General features: G+C 73.6%; 15 protein-coding genes and 1 other RNA gene. 8 read left to right on the forward strand and 8 right to left on the reverse strand.

Annotated elements, in window-relative coordinates:
* Positions 1 to 3 precede the first annotated feature (3 nt).
* Positions 4 to 1,110 carry a 1,2-phenylacetyl-CoA epoxidase subunit PaaE gene (gene paaE / locus HDA32_RS09105; protein WP_179642772.1) on the forward strand — a complete coding sequence of 369 codons (1,107 nt, stop codon included), beginning with the start codon at positions 4 to 6 and terminating at the stop codon, positions 1,108 to 1,110.
* A 175-nt stretch (positions 1,111 to 1,285) separates the two neighbouring features.
* Here the strand turns inward: paaE and pulA are convergent, their stop codons facing one another.
* The 3 genes from pulA to HDA32_RS09115 all read right to left on the reverse strand — a co-directional run bounded on the left by pulA (position 1,286) and on the right by HDA32_RS09115 (position 5,295).
* Positions 1,286 to 4,192 (reverse strand): pullulanase-type alpha-1,6-glucosidase, encoded by a 2,907-nt coding sequence (gene pulA, locus HDA32_RS09110; protein WP_179642773.1) that lies wholly within the window; start codon positions 4,190 to 4,192, stop codon positions 1,286 to 1,288.
* A gap of 201 nt (positions 4,193 to 4,393) precedes the next feature.
* Positions 4,394 to 4,606: a hypothetical protein gene (locus HDA32_RS30540; protein WP_246334271.1), complete on the reverse strand. Its 213-nt coding sequence runs from the start codon at positions 4,604 to 4,606 to the stop codon at positions 4,394 to 4,396.
* Complete coding sequence (locus HDA32_RS09115; RefSeq protein ID WP_246334273.1) at positions 4,549 to 5,295, reverse strand: ABC transporter permease; 747 nt, start codon at positions 5,293 to 5,295, stop codon at positions 4,549 to 4,551. Before HDA32_RS09115 ends, HDA32_RS30540 begins: the two co-directional genes overlap by 58 nt.
* Before the next feature lie 68 nt (positions 5,296 to 5,363).
* Here HDA32_RS09115 and HDA32_RS09120 point away from each other — a divergent pair, with 68 nt between their 5' ends.
* A complete protein-coding gene (locus HDA32_RS09120) occupies positions 5,364 to 6,068 on the forward strand; it encodes a GAF and ANTAR domain-containing protein (protein WP_179642774.1) in 705 nt (234 codons plus the stop codon).
* A 52-nt stretch (positions 6,069 to 6,120) separates the two neighbouring features.
* Here HDA32_RS09120 and HDA32_RS09125 read toward each other — a convergent pair whose 3' ends face one another.
* The 3 genes from HDA32_RS09125 to HDA32_RS09135 form a co-directional block, all read right to left on the reverse strand.
* A complete protein-coding gene (locus HDA32_RS09125) occupies positions 6,121 to 6,963 on the reverse strand; it encodes an RNA polymerase sigma factor SigF (protein ID WP_179642775.1) in 843 nt (280 codons plus the stop codon).
* A gap of 448 nt (positions 6,964 to 7,411) precedes the next feature.
* The gene (locus tag HDA32_RS09130) at positions 7,412 to 7,744 is read right to left on the reverse strand and encodes a hypothetical protein (RefSeq protein ID WP_179642776.1); all 333 of its coding nucleotides are present in this window, start codon (positions 7,742 to 7,744) and stop codon (positions 7,412 to 7,414) included.
* Positions 7,745 to 7,791: 47 nt separating this feature from the next.
* Positions 7,792 to 8,754, reverse strand: a complete 963-nt coding sequence (locus tag HDA32_RS09135) for a deoxyribonuclease IV (RefSeq protein ID WP_179642777.1) — start codon at positions 8,752 to 8,754, stop codon at positions 7,792 to 7,794.
* 121 nt (positions 8,755 to 8,875) lie between these two features.
* Here HDA32_RS09135 and HDA32_RS09140 point away from each other — a divergent pair, with 121 nt between their 5' ends.
* Complete coding sequence (locus HDA32_RS09140; protein ID WP_179642778.1) at positions 8,876 to 9,277, forward strand: hypothetical protein; 402 nt, start codon at positions 8,876 to 8,878, stop codon at positions 9,275 to 9,277.
* A 19-nt stretch (positions 9,278 to 9,296) separates the two neighbouring features.
* On the opposite strand, the gene HDA32_RS09145 is transcribed toward HDA32_RS09140, so the two are convergent.
* On the reverse strand, positions 9,297 to 9,815 hold the full coding sequence (locus HDA32_RS09145) for an LURP-one-related/scramblase family protein (protein ID WP_179642779.1): 519 nt from the start codon (positions 9,813 to 9,815) through the stop codon (positions 9,297 to 9,299).
* A 256-nt stretch (positions 9,816 to 10,071) separates the two neighbouring features.
* On the opposite strand from HDA32_RS09145, the gene HDA32_RS09150 reads away from it, so the two are divergent.
* The 5 genes from HDA32_RS09150 (at position 10,072) to HDA32_RS31355 (ending at position 13,711) form a co-directional block, all read left to right on the forward strand.
* Entirely contained in the window at positions 10,072 to 10,953 is an 882-nt protein-coding gene (locus HDA32_RS09150) for a Nif3-like dinuclear metal center hexameric protein (RefSeq protein ID WP_312863099.1), read from the forward strand.
* 49 nt (positions 10,954 to 11,002) lie between these two features.
* Positions 11,003 to 11,752: a zinc ribbon domain-containing protein gene (locus tag HDA32_RS09155; protein WP_179642781.1), complete on the forward strand. Its 750-nt coding sequence runs from the start codon at positions 11,003 to 11,005 to the stop codon at positions 11,750 to 11,752.
* A 31-nt stretch (positions 11,753 to 11,783) separates the two neighbouring features.
* Complete coding sequence (locus HDA32_RS09160; RefSeq protein WP_179642782.1) at positions 11,784 to 12,953, forward strand: bifunctional RNase H/acid phosphatase; 1,170 nt, start codon at positions 11,784 to 11,786, stop codon at positions 12,951 to 12,953.
* Positions 12,954 to 12,970: 17 nt separating this feature from the next.
* Positions 12,971 to 13,353, forward strand: an RNA gene (gene rnpB / locus HDA32_RS09165) — RNase P RNA component class A.
* A 226-nt stretch (positions 13,354 to 13,579) separates the two neighbouring features.
* Positions 13,580 to 13,711, forward strand: a complete 132-nt coding sequence (locus HDA32_RS31355; protein WP_281370376.1) for a hypothetical protein — start codon at positions 13,580 to 13,582, stop codon at positions 13,709 to 13,711.
* A gap of 36 nt (positions 13,712 to 13,747) precedes the next feature.
* Here the strand turns inward: HDA32_RS31355 and HDA32_RS09170 are convergent, their stop codons facing one another.
* Positions 13,748 to 16,072 carry a SulP family inorganic anion transporter gene (locus HDA32_RS09170; protein WP_179642783.1) on the reverse strand — a complete coding sequence of 775 codons (2,325 nt, stop codon included), beginning with the start codon at positions 16,070 to 16,072 and terminating at the stop codon, positions 13,748 to 13,750.
* Positions 16,073 to 16,272 lie beyond the last annotated feature (200 nt).

The raw sequence follows: 16,272 nt of genomic DNA on the forward strand, positions 1-16,272 counted from the left end.
GCCGTGACCACCACCGCCGCCGAAACGACCGCGGACTCCGGGCCGCCGCGCACCCCGCGCCGCTTCCACCCGCTGACGGTGGCATCGGTCGAGCGGTTCTGCGACGACGCCGCGGCCGTCACCTTCGACGTCCCCGACCACCTGGCCGGGGCCTATGCGTTCGCGCCCGGCCAGTCCCTGACCCTGCGCCGCACCGTCGACGGCCGCGAACAGCGGCGCAACTACTCCGTCTGCGCCCCCGCCGGGGCGCCCCCGCGCATCGGGGTGCGCCTGGTGCCGGGCGGCCTGTTCTCCTCCTGGCTGATCAACGAGGTCCGCCCCGGCGACCGGATCGAGGTCGGGCCGCCCACCGGCCGGTTCACCCCCGACCTGACCGCCGCCGCCCACCACGTCCTGATCGCCGCGGGCTCGGGCATCACCCCGGTGCTGTCGATGGCGGCCTCGCTGCTCGCCCGCACCGGCTCCACCGTCACCCTGCTCTACGGCAACCGGCGCAGCGACACCGTGATGTTCGCCGACGAACTGGCCGACCTCAAGGACGCGTTCGGCCCCCGCCTGCACCTGGTGCACGTGCTCTCCCGCGAACCCCGCGAGGCCGACCTGCTCACCGGGCGCCTGGACGCGGCCAAACTCGACGCGCTGCTGGACACCCTCGTCGCGTGCGAGCACGCCGACCAGTGGTGGCTGTGCGGCCCCCACGCCATGGTGTGCGACGCCCGCGGCGTCCTGGCGGCCAGGGACGTGCCCGCCGAGCGGGTGCACGCCGAACTGTTCTTCGTCGACGACGTCCCGCCCGAGCCCGTCCGCCACGACGAGCCGGAGGTGGACGGGCCCGCCAGCGAGGTCACCCTCGTCCTGGACGGCCGCACCACCGTCCTGACCCTGCCCCGCGACGTCCCCGTGCTGGACTCGGCCCAGCGCACCCGCTCCGACCTGCCCTTCGCCTGCAAGGGCGGGGTCTGCGGCACCTGCCGCGTCAAGGTCACCGACGGACAGGTGCGCATGCGCCGCAACTACGCCCTCGACGACACCGAACTCGCCGCCGGCTTCGCCCTGTCCTGCCAGGCGCTGCCCGTCACCGACGCCCTCACCGTCGACTTCGACGCCTGACCGATGTCTGACGGTCGGGGCCGCACAGGGGGCCGGCCGCCGCGGTGCCCGCAAGCCGCCGGCGGCACAGCGGATCCGCGCCCTGAAGGTCCCGCCCCGCCCCGCGAACGCAGCGGTCGGAGCCTGATGAGCGTCCCGGCGCGTCCGCCCCGAAGACCGGCCGGCGGCGCGCCGGTCACGACTCCTGCACGAACACCGCGACGGTGCGGGCGGGCACGGTGAGGGTGCCGTCGGCCGGATCGGCAGCGGACTCCGCGACCACGGGATCGCCGGAGGCGGCCTGCACCGGGTGCAGGCTCAGGTCGGCGCCCCTCAACGCGCCGACGGTCTGGCTCTGCTCCTGCGGGGTGGCGTTGAACACCACGGTGACCGAGCTCCAGCGCGGGTCGACGCCGGAGGCGTCCAGGTGCATCGTGATCACTCCCGGTGTCTCCCGCACCCCGCTGAGCGGGAAGGACAGCCGCTCCTGCACCGCGGCCGCCGACCCCAGCGAGAACACCGGCGAGGACCCTCTGATGCGCAGCAGTTCACCGAAGCGCTCCCGTGACGCCTCGATGGCGGTGCAGTCCGCCCGCAGCGCCGGATCCCCGAGCAGCGGCCGGGCGTAGGACCACGCGCCCTCGTTGTCGGCCGCCGGCGGCAGCCCGGCGCCGAAGTTGTTGCCCTCGCGGCAGTCCCACGTCAGCCGGTTGAACCAATCGCCCGAGTCGTAGGAGTTGCGGTCCAGGGACTTCGAGCGCAGCCGCTCGCTCCCGGCGTGCACGAACGCGGTCCCCTGGCCCAGCAGCACGGTGCTCAGCGACAGCGACTGCATGCGCACCCGGTCGGCCATCGGGGTCCCCGGCGCCAGTTTGTAGGCCAGCGCGTCGTAGAGGGTCTCGTTGTCGTGCGCGTCGACGTAGGCCACGGACTCGCCCGGTTCGGCGGTGTAGCCGCCGGGCGCTCCGTTGTAGTCGATGTCGGCGCCGGTCACCTCCTCGCCGGAGGAGGCCGTGAACCGGTAGTCCCGCAGGTTCCCGGTCAGCCCGACCTTGACGAGGTCCTGCTGGTGCAGCAGCCGGGCGCGCTGCTGCTCCGGCGTCCCGTTGGCCGGGGAGGCGTTGGGGGCGGTGAACAGGCCCGATCCGAAGCCCTGGACGCGCGGGTCCTCGTCGAACGGGCCGCCGCCGCGCACGGCGTCGCGCAGCCGGTCGTTGAAGGTGCCGATGCCGGTGCCCGCGAGGTTGGCCTGGGTCGCCTGCTCGAAGCGCGCGTCGCCGGCGACCTCGCCGAAGTCCCAGCCCTCCCCGTACAGCATGATCGACGCGCCGTCCACGCCGTCGCGTTCGAGGGTGAGTCCGTCCAGGGCCTCGCGCACGGCGAGGATGTTGGCCTTGGGGTGGTGCCCCATGAGGTCGAAGCGGAACCCGTCGACCTTGTAGTGCCTGGCCCACGCCACGACCGAGTCGACGACGAGCTTGCCCATCATCGCGTGCTCGGGCGCGGTGTTGGGGCAGCACGTCGAGGTCGCGACCGAACCGTCGTCCAGCAGGCGGTGGTAGTAGCCGGGCACGATGCGGTCGAGCACCGAGCGCCGGTCCTGTCCCGCGGCCGCGGTGTGGTTGTAGGCGACGTCCATCACCACCCGCATCCCGGCACCGTTCAACGCGGCCACCATCTCGCGGAACTCCACGATCCTGGCGGTCCCGCCGGGATCGCTGGAGTAGGAGCCCTCCGGCACGGTGTAGTGCCATGGGTCGTAGCCCCAGTTGAAGGCGTCGTCGGCGGCCACCTCGGCGACGCAGGCCTGCTGGGCCTCGGAGTCGGCGGGCAGGGAGGCGAGGTCGCAGTCCGGTTCCCGCTGCTCGCTGCGGCGCTCGGGCACCGTGGCGAAGTCGAACGACGGCAGCAGGTGCACGTGGGTCACCCCGTCCGCGGCCAGCTCCTCCAGCGCCGCGGCGCCCGCGCCGCCCCGGGCGGCGAACGCGCCGTAGGTGCCGCGCACCGGCGCGGGGACCGTGTCGTCGGCGGCGGAGAAGTCCCGCACGTGCAGTTCGTAGACCGTCGCAGCGTGCTGGGCGACGGCCGGCGGCTTGGCCGGGGACTCCCAGCCCCGCGGTGCCAGCGCGTCATCGGAGAGGTCGACGATGCGGCTGCGTTCGGAGTCCGCCGACAGCGACAGGCTGTAGGGGTCGGTGACCGAGTTCGTGACCACCTCGCCCGCCGCGGGGGAGTACACCGTCACCCGGAACGTGTAGAGCCGTCCGCGCCAGTCCGGCCGCCCCTTCACCGACCACACGCCGGTGCCGGGGTCCCGGCGCATCCGGACCGGCCGCGGCTCGGCGGAGTCCGGTCCGTCGTACAGTTCCAGTTCGACCCGCCGGGCGGTGGGCGCCCACACCGACAGCGTGGGCCGGTTCCCGCGCCAGGTCGGGCCGAGGCGCTCCTCGGCGGCCGCGGCGTACAGGTCGTCCAGGACGCCGGGGAGCTGGACGCCGGTCGCGGCCAGCACCTCTCCGCCGCCGCCCTGCTCCACCGCGACGACCTGGGAGCGCAGCGCCTCGCGGATCCGGCCGGTGCCGCCCCGGTCCACCCGCAGGGCCGCGTGGGAGGCCAGGTGCGGCCGCGCCGCGCGCTGCTCCTCGGTGAGCCCGTCGGCGTCGGGGTGCAGTCCGATGGTGCGGAAGTCCCCGGTCAGCTCGCCGTCTCGCACCGCGATCGAGCCGTCGGAGGAGTAGGCCAGGAGGTAGCGGTGGTCGCCGGAGGGGGCGATCGGCCAGGCGAGCGTGCCGCGGTCGATCCAGTGCGCCCGCGCCGCGCCGAGGTCGACGGCCGAGGCCCCGCCGTCCTCCGGCGCCCCCTCGGAGCGGACCGCGCCGACCGGAGGCGGCGCCTGGCCGGCGCGGCCGGTCGGATCCGTGGGCCTGCTCAATGGGGACTCCGTTCCGGGTGCTGCGCCGGCGGTCCCTCCCGGCTGGGGAGGCCGGGCCGCGCCGGCGGGGTGCGGGGCGAGCGGCGCGGTGAGGACGGCGGCCGCCAGGACGGTTCCGAGGAGCCGGGCGGTGCCGGCCGCGCGCCGCCGCCGGAAGCGGAGGGACCGCATCGCAGGGCCTCCCACGAATATGTCGGAAACGTTACCGGGAAGCTACCGAGGGTCCCGACGTTCTGCAAGGCTTTGCTGTAATTTTCTGAAAACCTGGCAAGGGTGCGGGTGCTGCTTCCCGGACGCGGCGGGGCGCGAGCAGGGGAGGGGCCCGCGGACCGGAGAGTGCGGCCGCTGATCCGGATCCCACCGCACGGCCGGTCACCGGCTCAGCCACCGGTAGCGGCGCACGGACAGAGGGGCGAAGACCGCGATGAGCAGCAGCGGCCAGACGACGGCCAGTAGCACCGGGTGCTGCGCCGCCCAGGATTGGCCGCCCATCGCGGCGGGGTTGCCGAACAGCTCCCTGGCCGCGTTCACCGTGGCCGACAGCGGGTTCCACTCGGCGATCGCGCCGAGCCGGTCCGGCAGCATCGCGGGGGCACGAAGGTGCTCGACAGCGAGGAGAGCGGGAACGCCAGCGGCCAGACGACCATGCCCGCTGCGGCCGGGGTGGGCACGAGCAGCCCCAGGTAGACGGCCACCCAGGTGAGCGCGAACCGCAGCAGCAGGAACAGGCCGACGGCCAGCAGTCCCTCACCCGGCCCCGCGGCCCACCGCCAGCCGATCAGCAGGCCGCAGACGATCATCACGGCCATCTCCAGCACGGCCCGGAGCATGTCGGCGGTGACGCGTCCGGTCACCGGCGCGGAGCGGGCCATGGGCATGGCCGGGAACCTGCTGATGACGGCCCTGTCGGTGTCCTGGGCCACGCCGGTGGCGGTCGCCCCGACCCCCATCAGCATGGTCATGCCGACGATGCCGGGCACGAGGAACTCCCGGTACCCGTCCTCGCCGGGGATCGCCATCGCGCTGCCGAAGACGTAGCCGAACAGCAGCACCATGACGATCGGCATCGCCAGGCCGATGACGACCTCGAAGGGCTCGCGGACCGCGTGCACCAGGCCGCGGCCGGCCGGGGTAGCCGACGGCGGCCGGCGCGGCCGCGGTCCGCGGCTGTTTCGCGTGCGGGGCGCAGGGTAGCTGGAGTCCAGTCCCCCGATTCCTCCCCGCTCCAGGTCACAACGGATCGCGGTGCCGTACCGCGCAGTGGTGCGCCGCATCGGCGCTCACCGCCGAGAACGGGGAGGTCCGGAGCGGCCGACGGCAGCAGCGGGGATCGGAGAGCGCAGTGGCGGACCTGGACCACGTCGCACGGCTGCTCGCCGCGGCGCTGGAGGAGGTCGGCGCCGGGGCGCGGCCGGGCCCCGAGCGGCTCTGCCGGGCCTGCTCGCTGCTCCTGCCGGTGGACGGTGCCGCGATCTGCCTCGTGGGCGACACGGGCAGGCGGGAGATGCTGTGCGGCGGCGACGCGCTCTCGACGCGCCTGGAGGACCTGCAGTTCATGCTCGGCGAAGGTCCCTGCGTCGACGCCTTCTCCTCGGGGACCCCGGTCGTCGCGGCCGACCTGGCCGCGTGCGGCGACCGCTGGCCGGCCTTCGCCCCCGAGGCCGTGGAGCTGGGGGCCGGGGCCGTTTACGCGCTGCCCCTGACGATCGGCGCGATCCGGATCGGCGTGCTGGACCTGTACCGCCGGACGCCGGCGGAGCCGACGGGCGAGCAGTCGGGGCGGCTGCTCGACCTCGCCGGCGTCATCGGGGCGCCCCTCCTGGCCGAGCTGAGCTTCACCGACGACCCCGAGAGCGGCCCGCACCCGCTGGATCAGGCCGTCGGCTGCCCGGAGATCCACCAGGCCACCGGCATGATCCTGGTCCAGCTCGGCGTCACGGCTGAGGAGGCCCTGACCCGGCTGCGCGCCCACGCCTTCGCGCACGGCCGCTCAACGCGCGAGGTGGCCCGCGACGTCGTGGCCCGGCGGCTGCGCTTCACCGAATGAATGAGCCGCCAGGCCACCACGGCGCGGCGGGACGCGGCCGGGACGCGGCTTCCTAGTCCTCGCCGCCTGCCAGCTCCTCGCGCAGCCGCCGCAGCGTCTTCGACAGCACCCGGGAGACCTGCATCTGCGACACGCCCACGGTGGCGGCGATCTCGCTCTGGGTCTTGTTGCCGAAGAACCGCAGCAGCAGCATGCGCCGGTCCCTCGCGGGCAGCACGGTGAGGGCGTGCTTGAGGGCCTCGCGGTCCACGACGTTCTCCAGGTCGCCGTCGCGCTCGCCGATCGTGTCGCCCAGAGAGATCTCCTCCTCGGCCTCGCCCTGGGGGGCGTCCAGGGACAGGGCGCTGTAGGCGGCCGAGGCGTCCATCAGTTCCAGCGTGGCGTCCACGTCGAGCTCCAGCGCGTCGGCGATCTCCCGCACCTTCGGGCTGCGCCCGAGCCGCTGGGTCAGCTCCATGGTGGTCCGGTTGAGTTCGGAGCGCCTCTGCTGGTGCACGCGCGGCACCCGCACGGCCCAGGTGTTGTCGCGGAAGTAGCGCTTCAGCTCGCCGGTCACCATCGGCAGCATGTAGGAGACGAAGGGCCTGCCGTAGTCGGGGTCGAAGCCGCGGATGGCCTTCATCAGGCCGAGCATGGCGACCTGCCGCAAGTCGTCCACCGGCTCGCCGCGGTTGCGGTAGTGGTCGGCCAGCCGGCGCACCCGGGGCGCGTGCATCTGCACGATCCTGCTGCGGAGCGCTTCGCGGGCCGGAGAGGACTCGGGCAGGTCGGCTAGGGCCGCGAGGATCTCCTCGGCGCCGGCTTCGGACGGGACCGGAACCCGGGAGAAGCCGTCGGCCTCGCGCGTCGCGGTCGTCGTGGCGGACGGAAGGGAAAGGGTGTCGAGCGTGGTCATGACGCGAACTCCCTCGTCACGGGGGCGTGCTGCCGTCTTTGCTGGTCGCGACGGATCACGTCACCGGCCACGGCGCGCTCGGGCGTCCGCGGTGCACGGAACCGGGCCGCGATTCGACGGGGGAGTAGCCGTCGGTTCCGCGTTCGTGCAGCTTAGGACGTGACTGTCGGACCTTGAGGCCGCGCTTCCGGACCTGGTGTGGCCTTTTCCGTGACTCAGGCGGTCAAACATCGGTGGCGGCGGATTTCATCGGCGGAAGTCACTCCGGCGCACCGATTCCTCATCGAAACGCCTGCTCAGCGGATAGAAATCTACGCTGTACAGGTGATCGTTCTTCAGAAATCCCGCACCGGCTCCGCCTCGGGCGCGCACGGTGTGCTTCGACGGCGTCGGCGCCCGCAGCGGAGCGGCCGTGGCGGCGGAGCCGGGCCGCTCTCTTCAGGTCTCTTCAGGAGTTGCCGTCGACGATGTCGGGGGCGTAGTACTCGTCCACCGGCACCGGACCGCGATAGCCCTGGCACATGCACTTGCGGTAGGAGCCGCTGTTCTCCCCGGTCCAGCGCCCCGGGATCACCACCTGGGCCTGGCAGATCCTCTTCTCCGCGTCGTGGAAGACGAGGTGGTGGCCGCAGCCGCACATCGGCTGGGGCGTGCGCGGCGGGGCGGTCACGGCCTGGTGCTGCTGCGGCTGCCGCCCGGACCGGCGGTTGGGCAGCACCCGGCCGACGAGAACGCCGCCGAGTGCGATCGCCGCGCCGATGACCAGACTCACGGGGTCCATACGCCCTACCGCCCTCCACTCGTGCCGCCGTCATCATTGTGACCCATTCATCCGCCGGAAAGGTTCCCCCGGCGGCGCTTTTCAGGGGGGAATCGCAACGGCGCGGCGGGACCGGCCCGCCGGGGCTCCCCGGCCGCGCGGCCGGTTCCGTTCCCGGTCGCCTCCGCGCGCAGTCCCTTCAGCGTCGCCACGTCGGCGGCGTGCGGGCCGGCCGGTCCCGGAGTCTCCAGGGTGATCGGCACCCCGGCGCTGACCGGGTGGCGGAACAGCTCGGCGAACGGTTCGGCGCCGATGCGGCCGGAGCCGATGTTGGCGTGCCGGTCCTTGTTGCTCGCGCACGGCGCCTTGGAGTCGTTGGCGTGCACGAGACGCAGCCGCCGGGCCCCCGCGACCTCGCCGAACCGGTCCAGCATCGCGGCCATGCCCCCCGGGGTGGAGATGTCGTGCCCCGCGGCGAAGGCGTGCGCGGTGTCCAGGCACACCGCCGCCTTCGGGTGCCACTCCAGCGCCGCGAGGTAGGGCCCGAGGTCGTCCACTGTCGCGCACAGCACCCGGCCCTGCCCGGCCATCGGCTCCAGCAGGACCTGGGGCGCGTCGGCGGCCAGGTCCTCCAGGACCGGCAGCAGGCGCGAGCGCATCCGCTCCAGGCCCTCGGCCCGGCCGCCCCGCACAGCGGACCCGGTGTGCACCACCACGCCGCGCGCCCCGATCTGCGCGCCGCGCAGCAGCGCGTGCCGTACCGTCGCGACCGACTTGGCGGCCACCTCGGCGTCGGGGGAGCCGAGGTTGACCAGGTAGGGGGCGTGGATGAAGACCGGGAGGCCGCCGCGTTCGCGCAGCAGCGCGTCCTGCCGGGGGTCGCCGGGCGAGGCGGCCCAGCCGCGCGGGTTGGTGACGAACACCTGGATGGCCTCGGCGCCGATCTCGGCGGCATAGGGCAGGCCGCGGGCTGCGAGGCCGCCGGAGACGGGAACGTGCGCCCCGACGGGCGAAACGGGTGGATCGGTCATGGTCGGTTCCAAGCCTACGGGCACGCGGCCGGTGCCCGGCCGGTGCGCGTGAGTAGCACGCCGCGGGAACCTGAGTATCCGGACGCATGTTCCGGCGCCCGCCGGGCAGCAGGATATGGCCATGACGCTCACACGCCGTCTCGCTCCCAATCCCCGCCACATCACCTACGGGATCGTCGTCGGGGGCTGCGCGGCCTTCGTGGTGTCCCTGCTCGCCACGGGGCTGTCCCGGCTGGTCCAGGCCCTGTTCCCCACCCCCGACGCCAACATCGGGCTGGGGATCGCGCTGCTGGCGTTCACGGCCGTCGTCGCGCCGTCGCTGATCTGGTTCGCGCTGCGGCGGCTGCGCGTCCCGCACGCCGGTCCGGTCGCGGTGCTGGTCTTCGCGGCCTACCTGGTGATGCCGTTCCTCCCGTTCGCGCCGTCGGCCGGGATCGTCGTGGGGACGGTGTTCATCGGCTTCTTCACCGGAGTCGCCGTCTACCTGCTCGGGTGCCTCGCCGGCACCGGCGAGCCCCGGTGAGGGACCCCGAGGTGCGGCGCTACTCCTCGCCGTCCTCGTCCTCCTCCTCGTCGTCGGTCATGGCGTCCACGCAGACGGCGACGCTCAGGACCAGCGCGGGGTCGCCGCCGGCGTCGGTGCGGTGGGTGTTGACGTCCACGGCGTAGGTGTCGAGGATCCGGAACCACTTCCGGGAGATGTGCGCGATCGGGCCGCCGTCGTCGCCGATGACGTACTCCTTGCCGAGGAAGTCGCCGGTGATCTCCCACTCGCCGCCGTCGGCGAGTTCGACGACCAGCTTGTCCTTGATCGGGTTGAACAGGCGCTTGCGGACCGTGGCCGCGGTCTCGCCGCCGCGTTCGATCCGCATCGCGTCGCGGAGGCTGAACATCCGCTTGCGGATCACCGCGATCTCGTTGCCGTCCATGTCCTTCAGCTCGAACGTCTCGCGCAACCGCAGCGCCTTGCCGTCCACGAGGAACACGCGCTCCCCGTTCTCGTCCTCGACCCAGTAGTCGTCACCGATGTCGAACACGCGCTCCCGAACCAGGAACTTCACGGCCACTCCACTCCATCGTCGATTCGACCCGCCGGTCAGGTCCGGCGGGTCGGCCGAGGACGACGCTATTGGACTGCGGCGGCTCCTGACCATCCCCGGACGCGGCCGGAAACGGCGGGGCCCGCCCCGCGGCGACCAGCGGGTGCGCCCCGCGAAGCCGGCCTCGCCCAGTGCCCGCGGCAGCGCCGGCACCGCGCGGTCGAGCGGGACGTCGATGCCGTGCCGGTCGGCGGCGCGAACCGTTAACCTGCGGTCCGTGACCACTTCACTCGCATCTCCGACTTCGCCGGCACCCCCGACCCTGGCCGAGGTGACCGCCGCGTTCGAGCGGCTCTACGATCCGGCCTGGGCCGCCTCCTGGGACGCGGTGGGACTGGTGTGCGGGGACCCGGGGCAGCCGGTGCGCAGGATCCTGTTCGCGGTCGACCCCGTCGCCGAGGTCGTCGACGAGGCCGTGTGCATCCAGGCCGACCTCGTCATCACCCACCACCCCCTGCTGCTGCGCGGGGTGCACAGCGTCGCCGCCACCACCCCCAAGGGGCGGCTGGTGCACCGCCTGATCGGGTCGGGGACCGCCCTCTACACCGCGCACACCAACGCCGACACGGCCGCCCCGGGCGTCTCCGACGCGCTGGCCGCCGCGGTCGGGCTCACCGGCGGACTGCGCCCCCTCGACCCCGACCCGGGCGACCCCGAGGGGCGCCGCGGCATCGGCCGCATCGGCACCCTGCCCGAGCCGATGACGCTGCGCGCGTTCGCCGAGCAGGCGGCGGCCGGGCTGCCGGCAACGGCGGCCGGCGTCCGCGTCTCCGGTGACCTGGAGCGCCCCGTCCGCACCGTCGCGGTCTCCGGCGGCGCCGGGGACTCGCTGCTGGGAGCGGCCCGCGCGGCCGGCGTCGACGTCTTCCTCACCTCCGACCTGCGCCACCATCCGGCCTCGGAGTTCGCCGAGCACGGCGACGTCGCCCTGGTCGACACCGCCCACTGGGCGAGTGAATGGCCGTGGCTCGCCGACGGGGCGTCCCGGCTGGCGAGCGCGCTGGGCGGCCGAGCGACTAACGTGGATGTCCGCGTGTCCGCGCTCGTCACCGACGCCTGGTCGCAGACGTTCGGTGCTCCGGACAGCACCGCGCCGTGACCGATCCAGCCGCCGTCCCCTTCTCGTCGCCACAAGGAACTGAGGACAAGTGAAAGCCGATCCCGTCCACCAGATGCGCCTGCTGGACCTCCAGGAGCTCGACAGCGCGCTGGGCCGCCTGGCGCACCGCGCCCGCACCATTCCCGAAATCGCCGAGGTCCAGCGCCTGGACGCCCGGTTGAGCGAACTGCAGGACCAGTTGGCCGCCGCGCAGACCCGTCTGGGCGACCTCGACAGGGAGCAGCGCAAGGCCGAGTCCGACGTCGACCAGGTGCGCACCCGCGCCGAGCGCGACGCCCGGCGGCTGGAGGCCGGCCAGGTCTCCTCGCCCAGGGAGCTGGAGGGCCTGCAGTCCGAGATCGCGTCGCTGCGGCGCCGCCAGGGCGAGCTGGAGGAGATCGTCCTGGACGTCATGGAGCGGCGCGAGGAGGCCGAGACCCGCCGCGCCGACCTGGAGAAGGAGCAGGAGGCCGCCGCCGAGGAGCGTTCGGCGGCCGAGGAGCGGCGCTCCACGACGGCGGGCGAGATCAAGGACGAGGAGGCCGCCGCGGCCGAGCGGCGCACCCGCGTCGCCGAGGAGATCCCCGCCGATCTGCTCGCCCTCTACACCAGACTGCGCGACCAGTACAGCGGGGTCGGCGCCGCCGCGCTGCGCTACGGCCGCTGCGAGGGCTGCAAGCTGGCGCTGAGCACCGCCGAGCTCAGCGAGATCCGCGTCGCCCCCTCCGACGAGGTGCTGCGCTGCGAGGACTGCCGGCGCATCCTGGTCCGCACGACCGAGTCGGGGCTGCAGGCGTGAGCGCGGCCGCGACCGGGCGGGGAGGGCGCGGGTGACTCGGCGGCTCATCATCGAGGCCGACGGCGGGGCCCGGGGCAATCCGGGGCCCGCGGGTTTCGGCGCCGTGGTCCGCGACGCGGCCTCCGGTGAGGTGCTCGCCGAGGTGGCGGAGCCGATCGGGCGGGCCACCAACAACGTCGCCGAGTACCGGGGGCTGATCGCGGGCCTGACCGCCGCGGCCGGGATCGACCCGCAGGCACGGGTCGAGGCCCGCATGGACTCCAAGCTCGTGGTGGAGCAGATGTCGGGCCGGTGGCGGATCAAGCACCCGGACATGCAGCCGCTGGCCCGCCGGGCGCACGAGGTCGCCTCGGGGCTGGGCGGGGTGGACTACACCTGGGTGCCCCGGGCGCAGAACGCGCACGCCGACCGGCTCGCCAACGAGGCCATGGACGCCGCGGCCGAGGGCCGCACGCCGTCGCGGGGCCCGGCCGCGCGTCCGCAGGAACCGGGGGAGGGGCCGGAGGAGGAGCCGGAGGGGGCCGGTTCCCTGCCGCCGGCGCCGGCGTCCCCGGCCGTCGGCTGGGGCCACCCCGACACCGCGCCCACCCGGCTGGTCCTGCTCCGGCACGGGCAGACCCCCCTGTCGGTGGAGCGGCGTTTCGCCGGCAGCGGCGACATCGAGCTCACCGGGACCGGCCACGATCAGGCGCGGGCCGCCGCCCACCGGCTCGCCGGGCGCGGGATCGACGCGATCGTCTCCTCGCCGCTGCGGCGCACCCGTGAGACCGCCCAGTACGCGGCCAAGGAGCTGTCGCTGGAGGTCGAGATCGACGACGACCTGCGCGAGACCGATTTCGGCGCGTGGGAGGGGCTGACGTTCGCCGAGGCGCGCGAGCGCTGGCCGGAGGAGCTCGACCGCTGGCTGGCCGACCCGGAGACCGCGCCGCCCGGGGGAGAGAGCTTCGCCGCCGTGGCCCGCAGGGTCGCCGCGGCCAGGGAGCGGCTGCTGGCGCGGCACGCGGGCGGGTCGGTGCTCGTCGTCAGCCACGTGACGCCCATCAAGGTGCTGGTGCAGCAGGCCCTGCTCGCGCCGGTCCAGGCGCTGTACCGGATGCACCTCGACGTCGGCTGCCTGTCGGAGGTCGACTGCTTCAGCGACGGTCCGATGCTGGTCCGCTCCCTCAACGACACGGCCCATCTCGACCCGCTCGCCGGGTAGAATCGTCGTCTGAGGGCGGAGTCGGCCAGACGGCCGCGGCGCGGCCTTTCGGCGGCGTCGAGGAAAGTCCGGACTCCACAGGGCAGGGTGGTCGGTAACGCCGACCCGGGGTGACCCGCGGGACAGTGCCACAGAAAGCAGACCGCCACCGCTCGCGCGGTGGTAAGGGTGAAACGGTGGTGTAAGAGACCACCAGCGGCCGGAGCGATCCGGTCGGCTTGGTAAACCCCACCCGGAGCAAGGTCAAAAAGGGGGCTCCGGCCCCCGCGCGGATGTTCGAGGGCGGCCCGCCCGAGTCCGCGGGTAGACCGCACCGAGGCTGTCGGCAACGGCAGTCCCAGATGGATGGCCGTCCGGTCCATCGGACCGACAGAATCCGGCTTATCGGCCGACTCCTCCCTTTCTCCTCTTTCCGTTTCCGGGGCCGACCGGCCGGGCCGGGCTCTCGTCCGCTCCTCGTGCGCCTGCCCTGGACCGCCGAGAACGCCGCTGACCGGTGCGGTGCCCTTCACGGGGCCGGAAACGCCGCTAGATTGGAGGGGGCGCGTTCTTTCGCCGCACGTGGCGGGTGCGCGTCACGGTTTCGGCTTCGTCCCACAACAGAGTCGGTGATTATGGGCTCCTCGATGACCTGGGTGCTGATGTTCGGGCTGCCTCTCGTCGCGATCATCGTGATCATCGCTTTCGCGCGCTACCAGTCGTCCCCGGTTAACAAGGATGAACGCGACGACCGGCCGGGCGAGGAGCAGAAGAAGTAGCCCCCGCCCGGCCGGCACGATCGGCACCGGCCGTGACTAGCGCGGCTGGTGCTCCCGCGGCCGGTCCTGGTCCTCGTCGCCGTGCTGTTCGGGGAGCACGTGCGCGGGCACCGCGGCGAAGTGCTCCCGCCGCTCGTCCAGCACGTGCACCATCGCCGTCTCCAGGTCGAAGTACATGCCGGTCAGCTCCAGCAGCCCGGCCTCGTGGCGCTGCCGCACCGCGGGGTGGGTCAGCAGGTTCTCCAACTGCTGCACGACGTTGGCCTGGGAGAGCCGGCGCACCGATTCGGCCGCGGGGACCGCGTCGGTCAGGGGGCCGCTGCGCTCCAGGATCGGCCCGGCGTGCCGCAGCCAGCGCCCGACCCTGCCCAGCTCGGCGTCGTCGGAGTCCTGCGGCGCTCCCTCCAGCAGCGCCTTCATCGCCCCGCAGTGCGAGTGGCCGCAGACCACGATCGAGGGCACGCCCAGCACCGACACCGCGTACTCGATCGCCGCCGCGGTGGAGTCGTCGGAGGGGTCGGAGTTCCAGCGCGGCACCAGGTTGCCCACGTTGCGCAGGGTGAACAGGTCGCCGGGGCCGCTGGCGGTGATCAGATTGGGCACCACGCGCGCGTCGGCACACGTGATGAACAGCGCCTTGGGGTCCTGGTGGTGGGCCAGCCGGCCCATCAGCGACCGCATCCGCTCGGCCGTGCTGGCGTGGTACTCCTGCGCCCCGGCCAGCAGCATGCCCGATATCGGATCGCCCGCCTCGTAGCCGCGCCGCATCCCCCAGGGCGCCCACCAGCGGGCCAGGCCGTGCGGCGGCGTCTTGGCGGATGGCGGGGCCTGCATCGAGTTGCGCTCGTACCAGTTCTCGTGGACCTCGTCGATGTCGACGTGGCCGCCGGTGCGCTCGTGGTCCACCCGCCAGGCGTGGATCGACTCGAACGCCGCGTGGTCCATGAAGTCCACGTGCAGGTCGAGGTCGACTCGGGCGCCCGTGGGGATCTCCCGCAGGACCTGGGTGACCTGCGGGACGCCGAGGAAGGTCAGCGATCCCTGCACGACCACGTGCCAGCGCCCGCCGCGCTCCTCGGTCAGCACGGTCACCCGGGTCAGCCTGCGCAGCGATACCAGGACGGCCAGGGCCAGCCCGATCAGCACGCCCTCCAGCAGGCCGAGCACCACCACGGCGGTCAGCGTCACCAGGTAGACGCTGATCTCGCGGTGCCTGCTCAGGTCGCGCAGGTGCGCGACCTTGACCATCTGCAGTCCGATGAAGACCAGCAGGCCGGCCAGCGCCGCCATGGGGATCAGTTCGACGGCCGGGGCGAACAGCGCGACGAAGGCCAGCACCCACACGCCGTGCAGGATCGCCGACAGCGGGGTGCGGCCGCCGGCGGTGGCGTTGGTGGTGCTGCGCACGATCACGCCGGCGATGGGCAGCCCGCCGAGCGCGCCGCTGGCGATGTTGGCGGCGCCCTGGCCGGTCAGCTCCCGGTTGAGCCGCACGCGCGGGCCGTCGTGCATCCGGTCGACCGCGATCGCGCACAGCAGTGACTCCACACTGGCCACGAGCGCGACCGTCGCCACGGCGACCACGATGCCGTGCACCTGGCCGGCCTCGGGCAGGGCGGGGCCGGTCCAGGCCTGCGCCAGGGAGTCGGGCAGCGACACCCGCTCCACCGGCCAGTCCCCGACCGTCGCCACCGCCGTCGCGGTGCCCACCGCCACCAGCGCGGCCGGGATCCGGCGCGGGCGCAGCCGGCCCAGTGCCGGGATCCGCGGCCAGGCGAACATGATCGCGACGGTGACGACCCCGACGGCGACCGCGGGGGTGTGGTTGTGCGCGATCTGCTGCGGCAGCTCCGCGACGTTGGCGACCGCCGAGCTCTGCGGGTCACCGCCGAGCACCACGTGCAGCTGCGCCAGGGCGATCGTGACGCCGACTCCGGCCAGCATGCCGTGGATCACGGCGGGCGAGACCGCCAGCGCGGCCCGCGCGACCCGGAACGCGCCCAGCGCGAGCTGGACCACGCCGGCCAGGACCGTGATGAAGCAGGTGATCCGCCAGCCGTAGGTCAGGACGAGGTCGGCGACGATGATGGTGAGCCCCGCGGCGGGGCCGCTGACCTGGACGGCCGATCCGCCGAGCAGCCCGGCGACGATCCCGCCGACGACCGCGGCGATCACGCCGGCGATCAGGGGAGCCCCCGATGCGACGGCGATCCCCAGTGACAGCGGCACGGCGACGAGGAAGACCACGAGTGAGGCTCCGAGGTCGCCGGTCAGGTGGCGCGGTAACCGCCCGGGGCGCAGCGGCGCCGGCCGGTCTCCGGTCGGTGCGTGGTGGGTCTGTTCTGCTCCCTGGGTGTGCATGCGGTTACCCCCGAGTCGTGTGTCGAACGGCGTTGTGGGGAGGCGGCGCGGTCGGTCCGGTCGTCGCGGCCCCGGTCCGCTCGCGTCCCGTGGCGTCGACGTTCCGGCTACTCGACGAGAGCCGTCGATCACTTACTGTAGTTGCCGTTGTGCTCGAAGAACCGCTGTGCGGAGTGACGTTGATAACCGTTTTCCCGGGA

This window comes from Spinactinospora alkalitolerans, from assembly GCF_013408795.1.
GTDB classification, from domain to species: Bacteria; Actinomycetota; Actinomycetes; order Streptosporangiales; family Streptosporangiaceae; genus Spinactinospora; species Spinactinospora alkalitolerans.

What these genes read in the sequence shown, in the direction of transcription:
- pulA (WP_179642773.1), bottom strand. Translation starts at nt 4,192, where the DNA reads ATGCGGTCCCTCCGCTTCCGGCGGCGGCGCGCGGCCGGCACCGCCCGG.
- HDA32_RS30540 (WP_246334271.1), bottom strand. Translation starts at nt 4,606, where the DNA reads ATGCTGCCGGACCGGCTCGGCGCGATCGCCGAGTGGAACCCGCTGTCG.
- HDA32_RS09115 (WP_246334273.1), bottom strand. Translation starts at nt 5,295, where the DNA reads ATGCGGCGCACCACTGCGCGGTACGGCACCGCGATCCGTTGTGACCTG.
- HDA32_RS09125 (WP_179642775.1), bottom strand. Translation starts at nt 6,963, where the DNA reads ATGACCACGCTCGACACCCTTTCCCTTCCGTCCGCCACGACGACCGCG.
- HDA32_RS09130 (WP_179642776.1), bottom strand. Translation starts at nt 7,744, where the DNA reads ATGGACCCCGTGAGTCTGGTCATCGGCGCGGCGATCGCACTCGGCGGC.
- HDA32_RS09135 (WP_179642777.1), bottom strand. Translation starts at nt 8,754, where the DNA reads ATGACCGATCCACCCGTTTCGCCCGTCGGGGCGCACGTTCCCGTCTCC.
- HDA32_RS09140 (WP_179642778.1), top strand. Translation starts at nt 8,876, where the DNA reads ATGACGCTCACACGCCGTCTCGCTCCCAATCCCCGCCACATCACCTAC.
- HDA32_RS31355 (WP_281370376.1), top strand. Translation starts at nt 13,580, where the DNA reads ATGACCTGGGTGCTGATGTTCGGGCTGCCTCTCGTCGCGATCATCGTG.
- HDA32_RS09170 (WP_179642783.1), bottom strand. Translation starts at nt 16,072, where the DNA reads ATGCACACCCAGGGAGCAGAACAGACCCACCACGCACCGACCGGAGAC.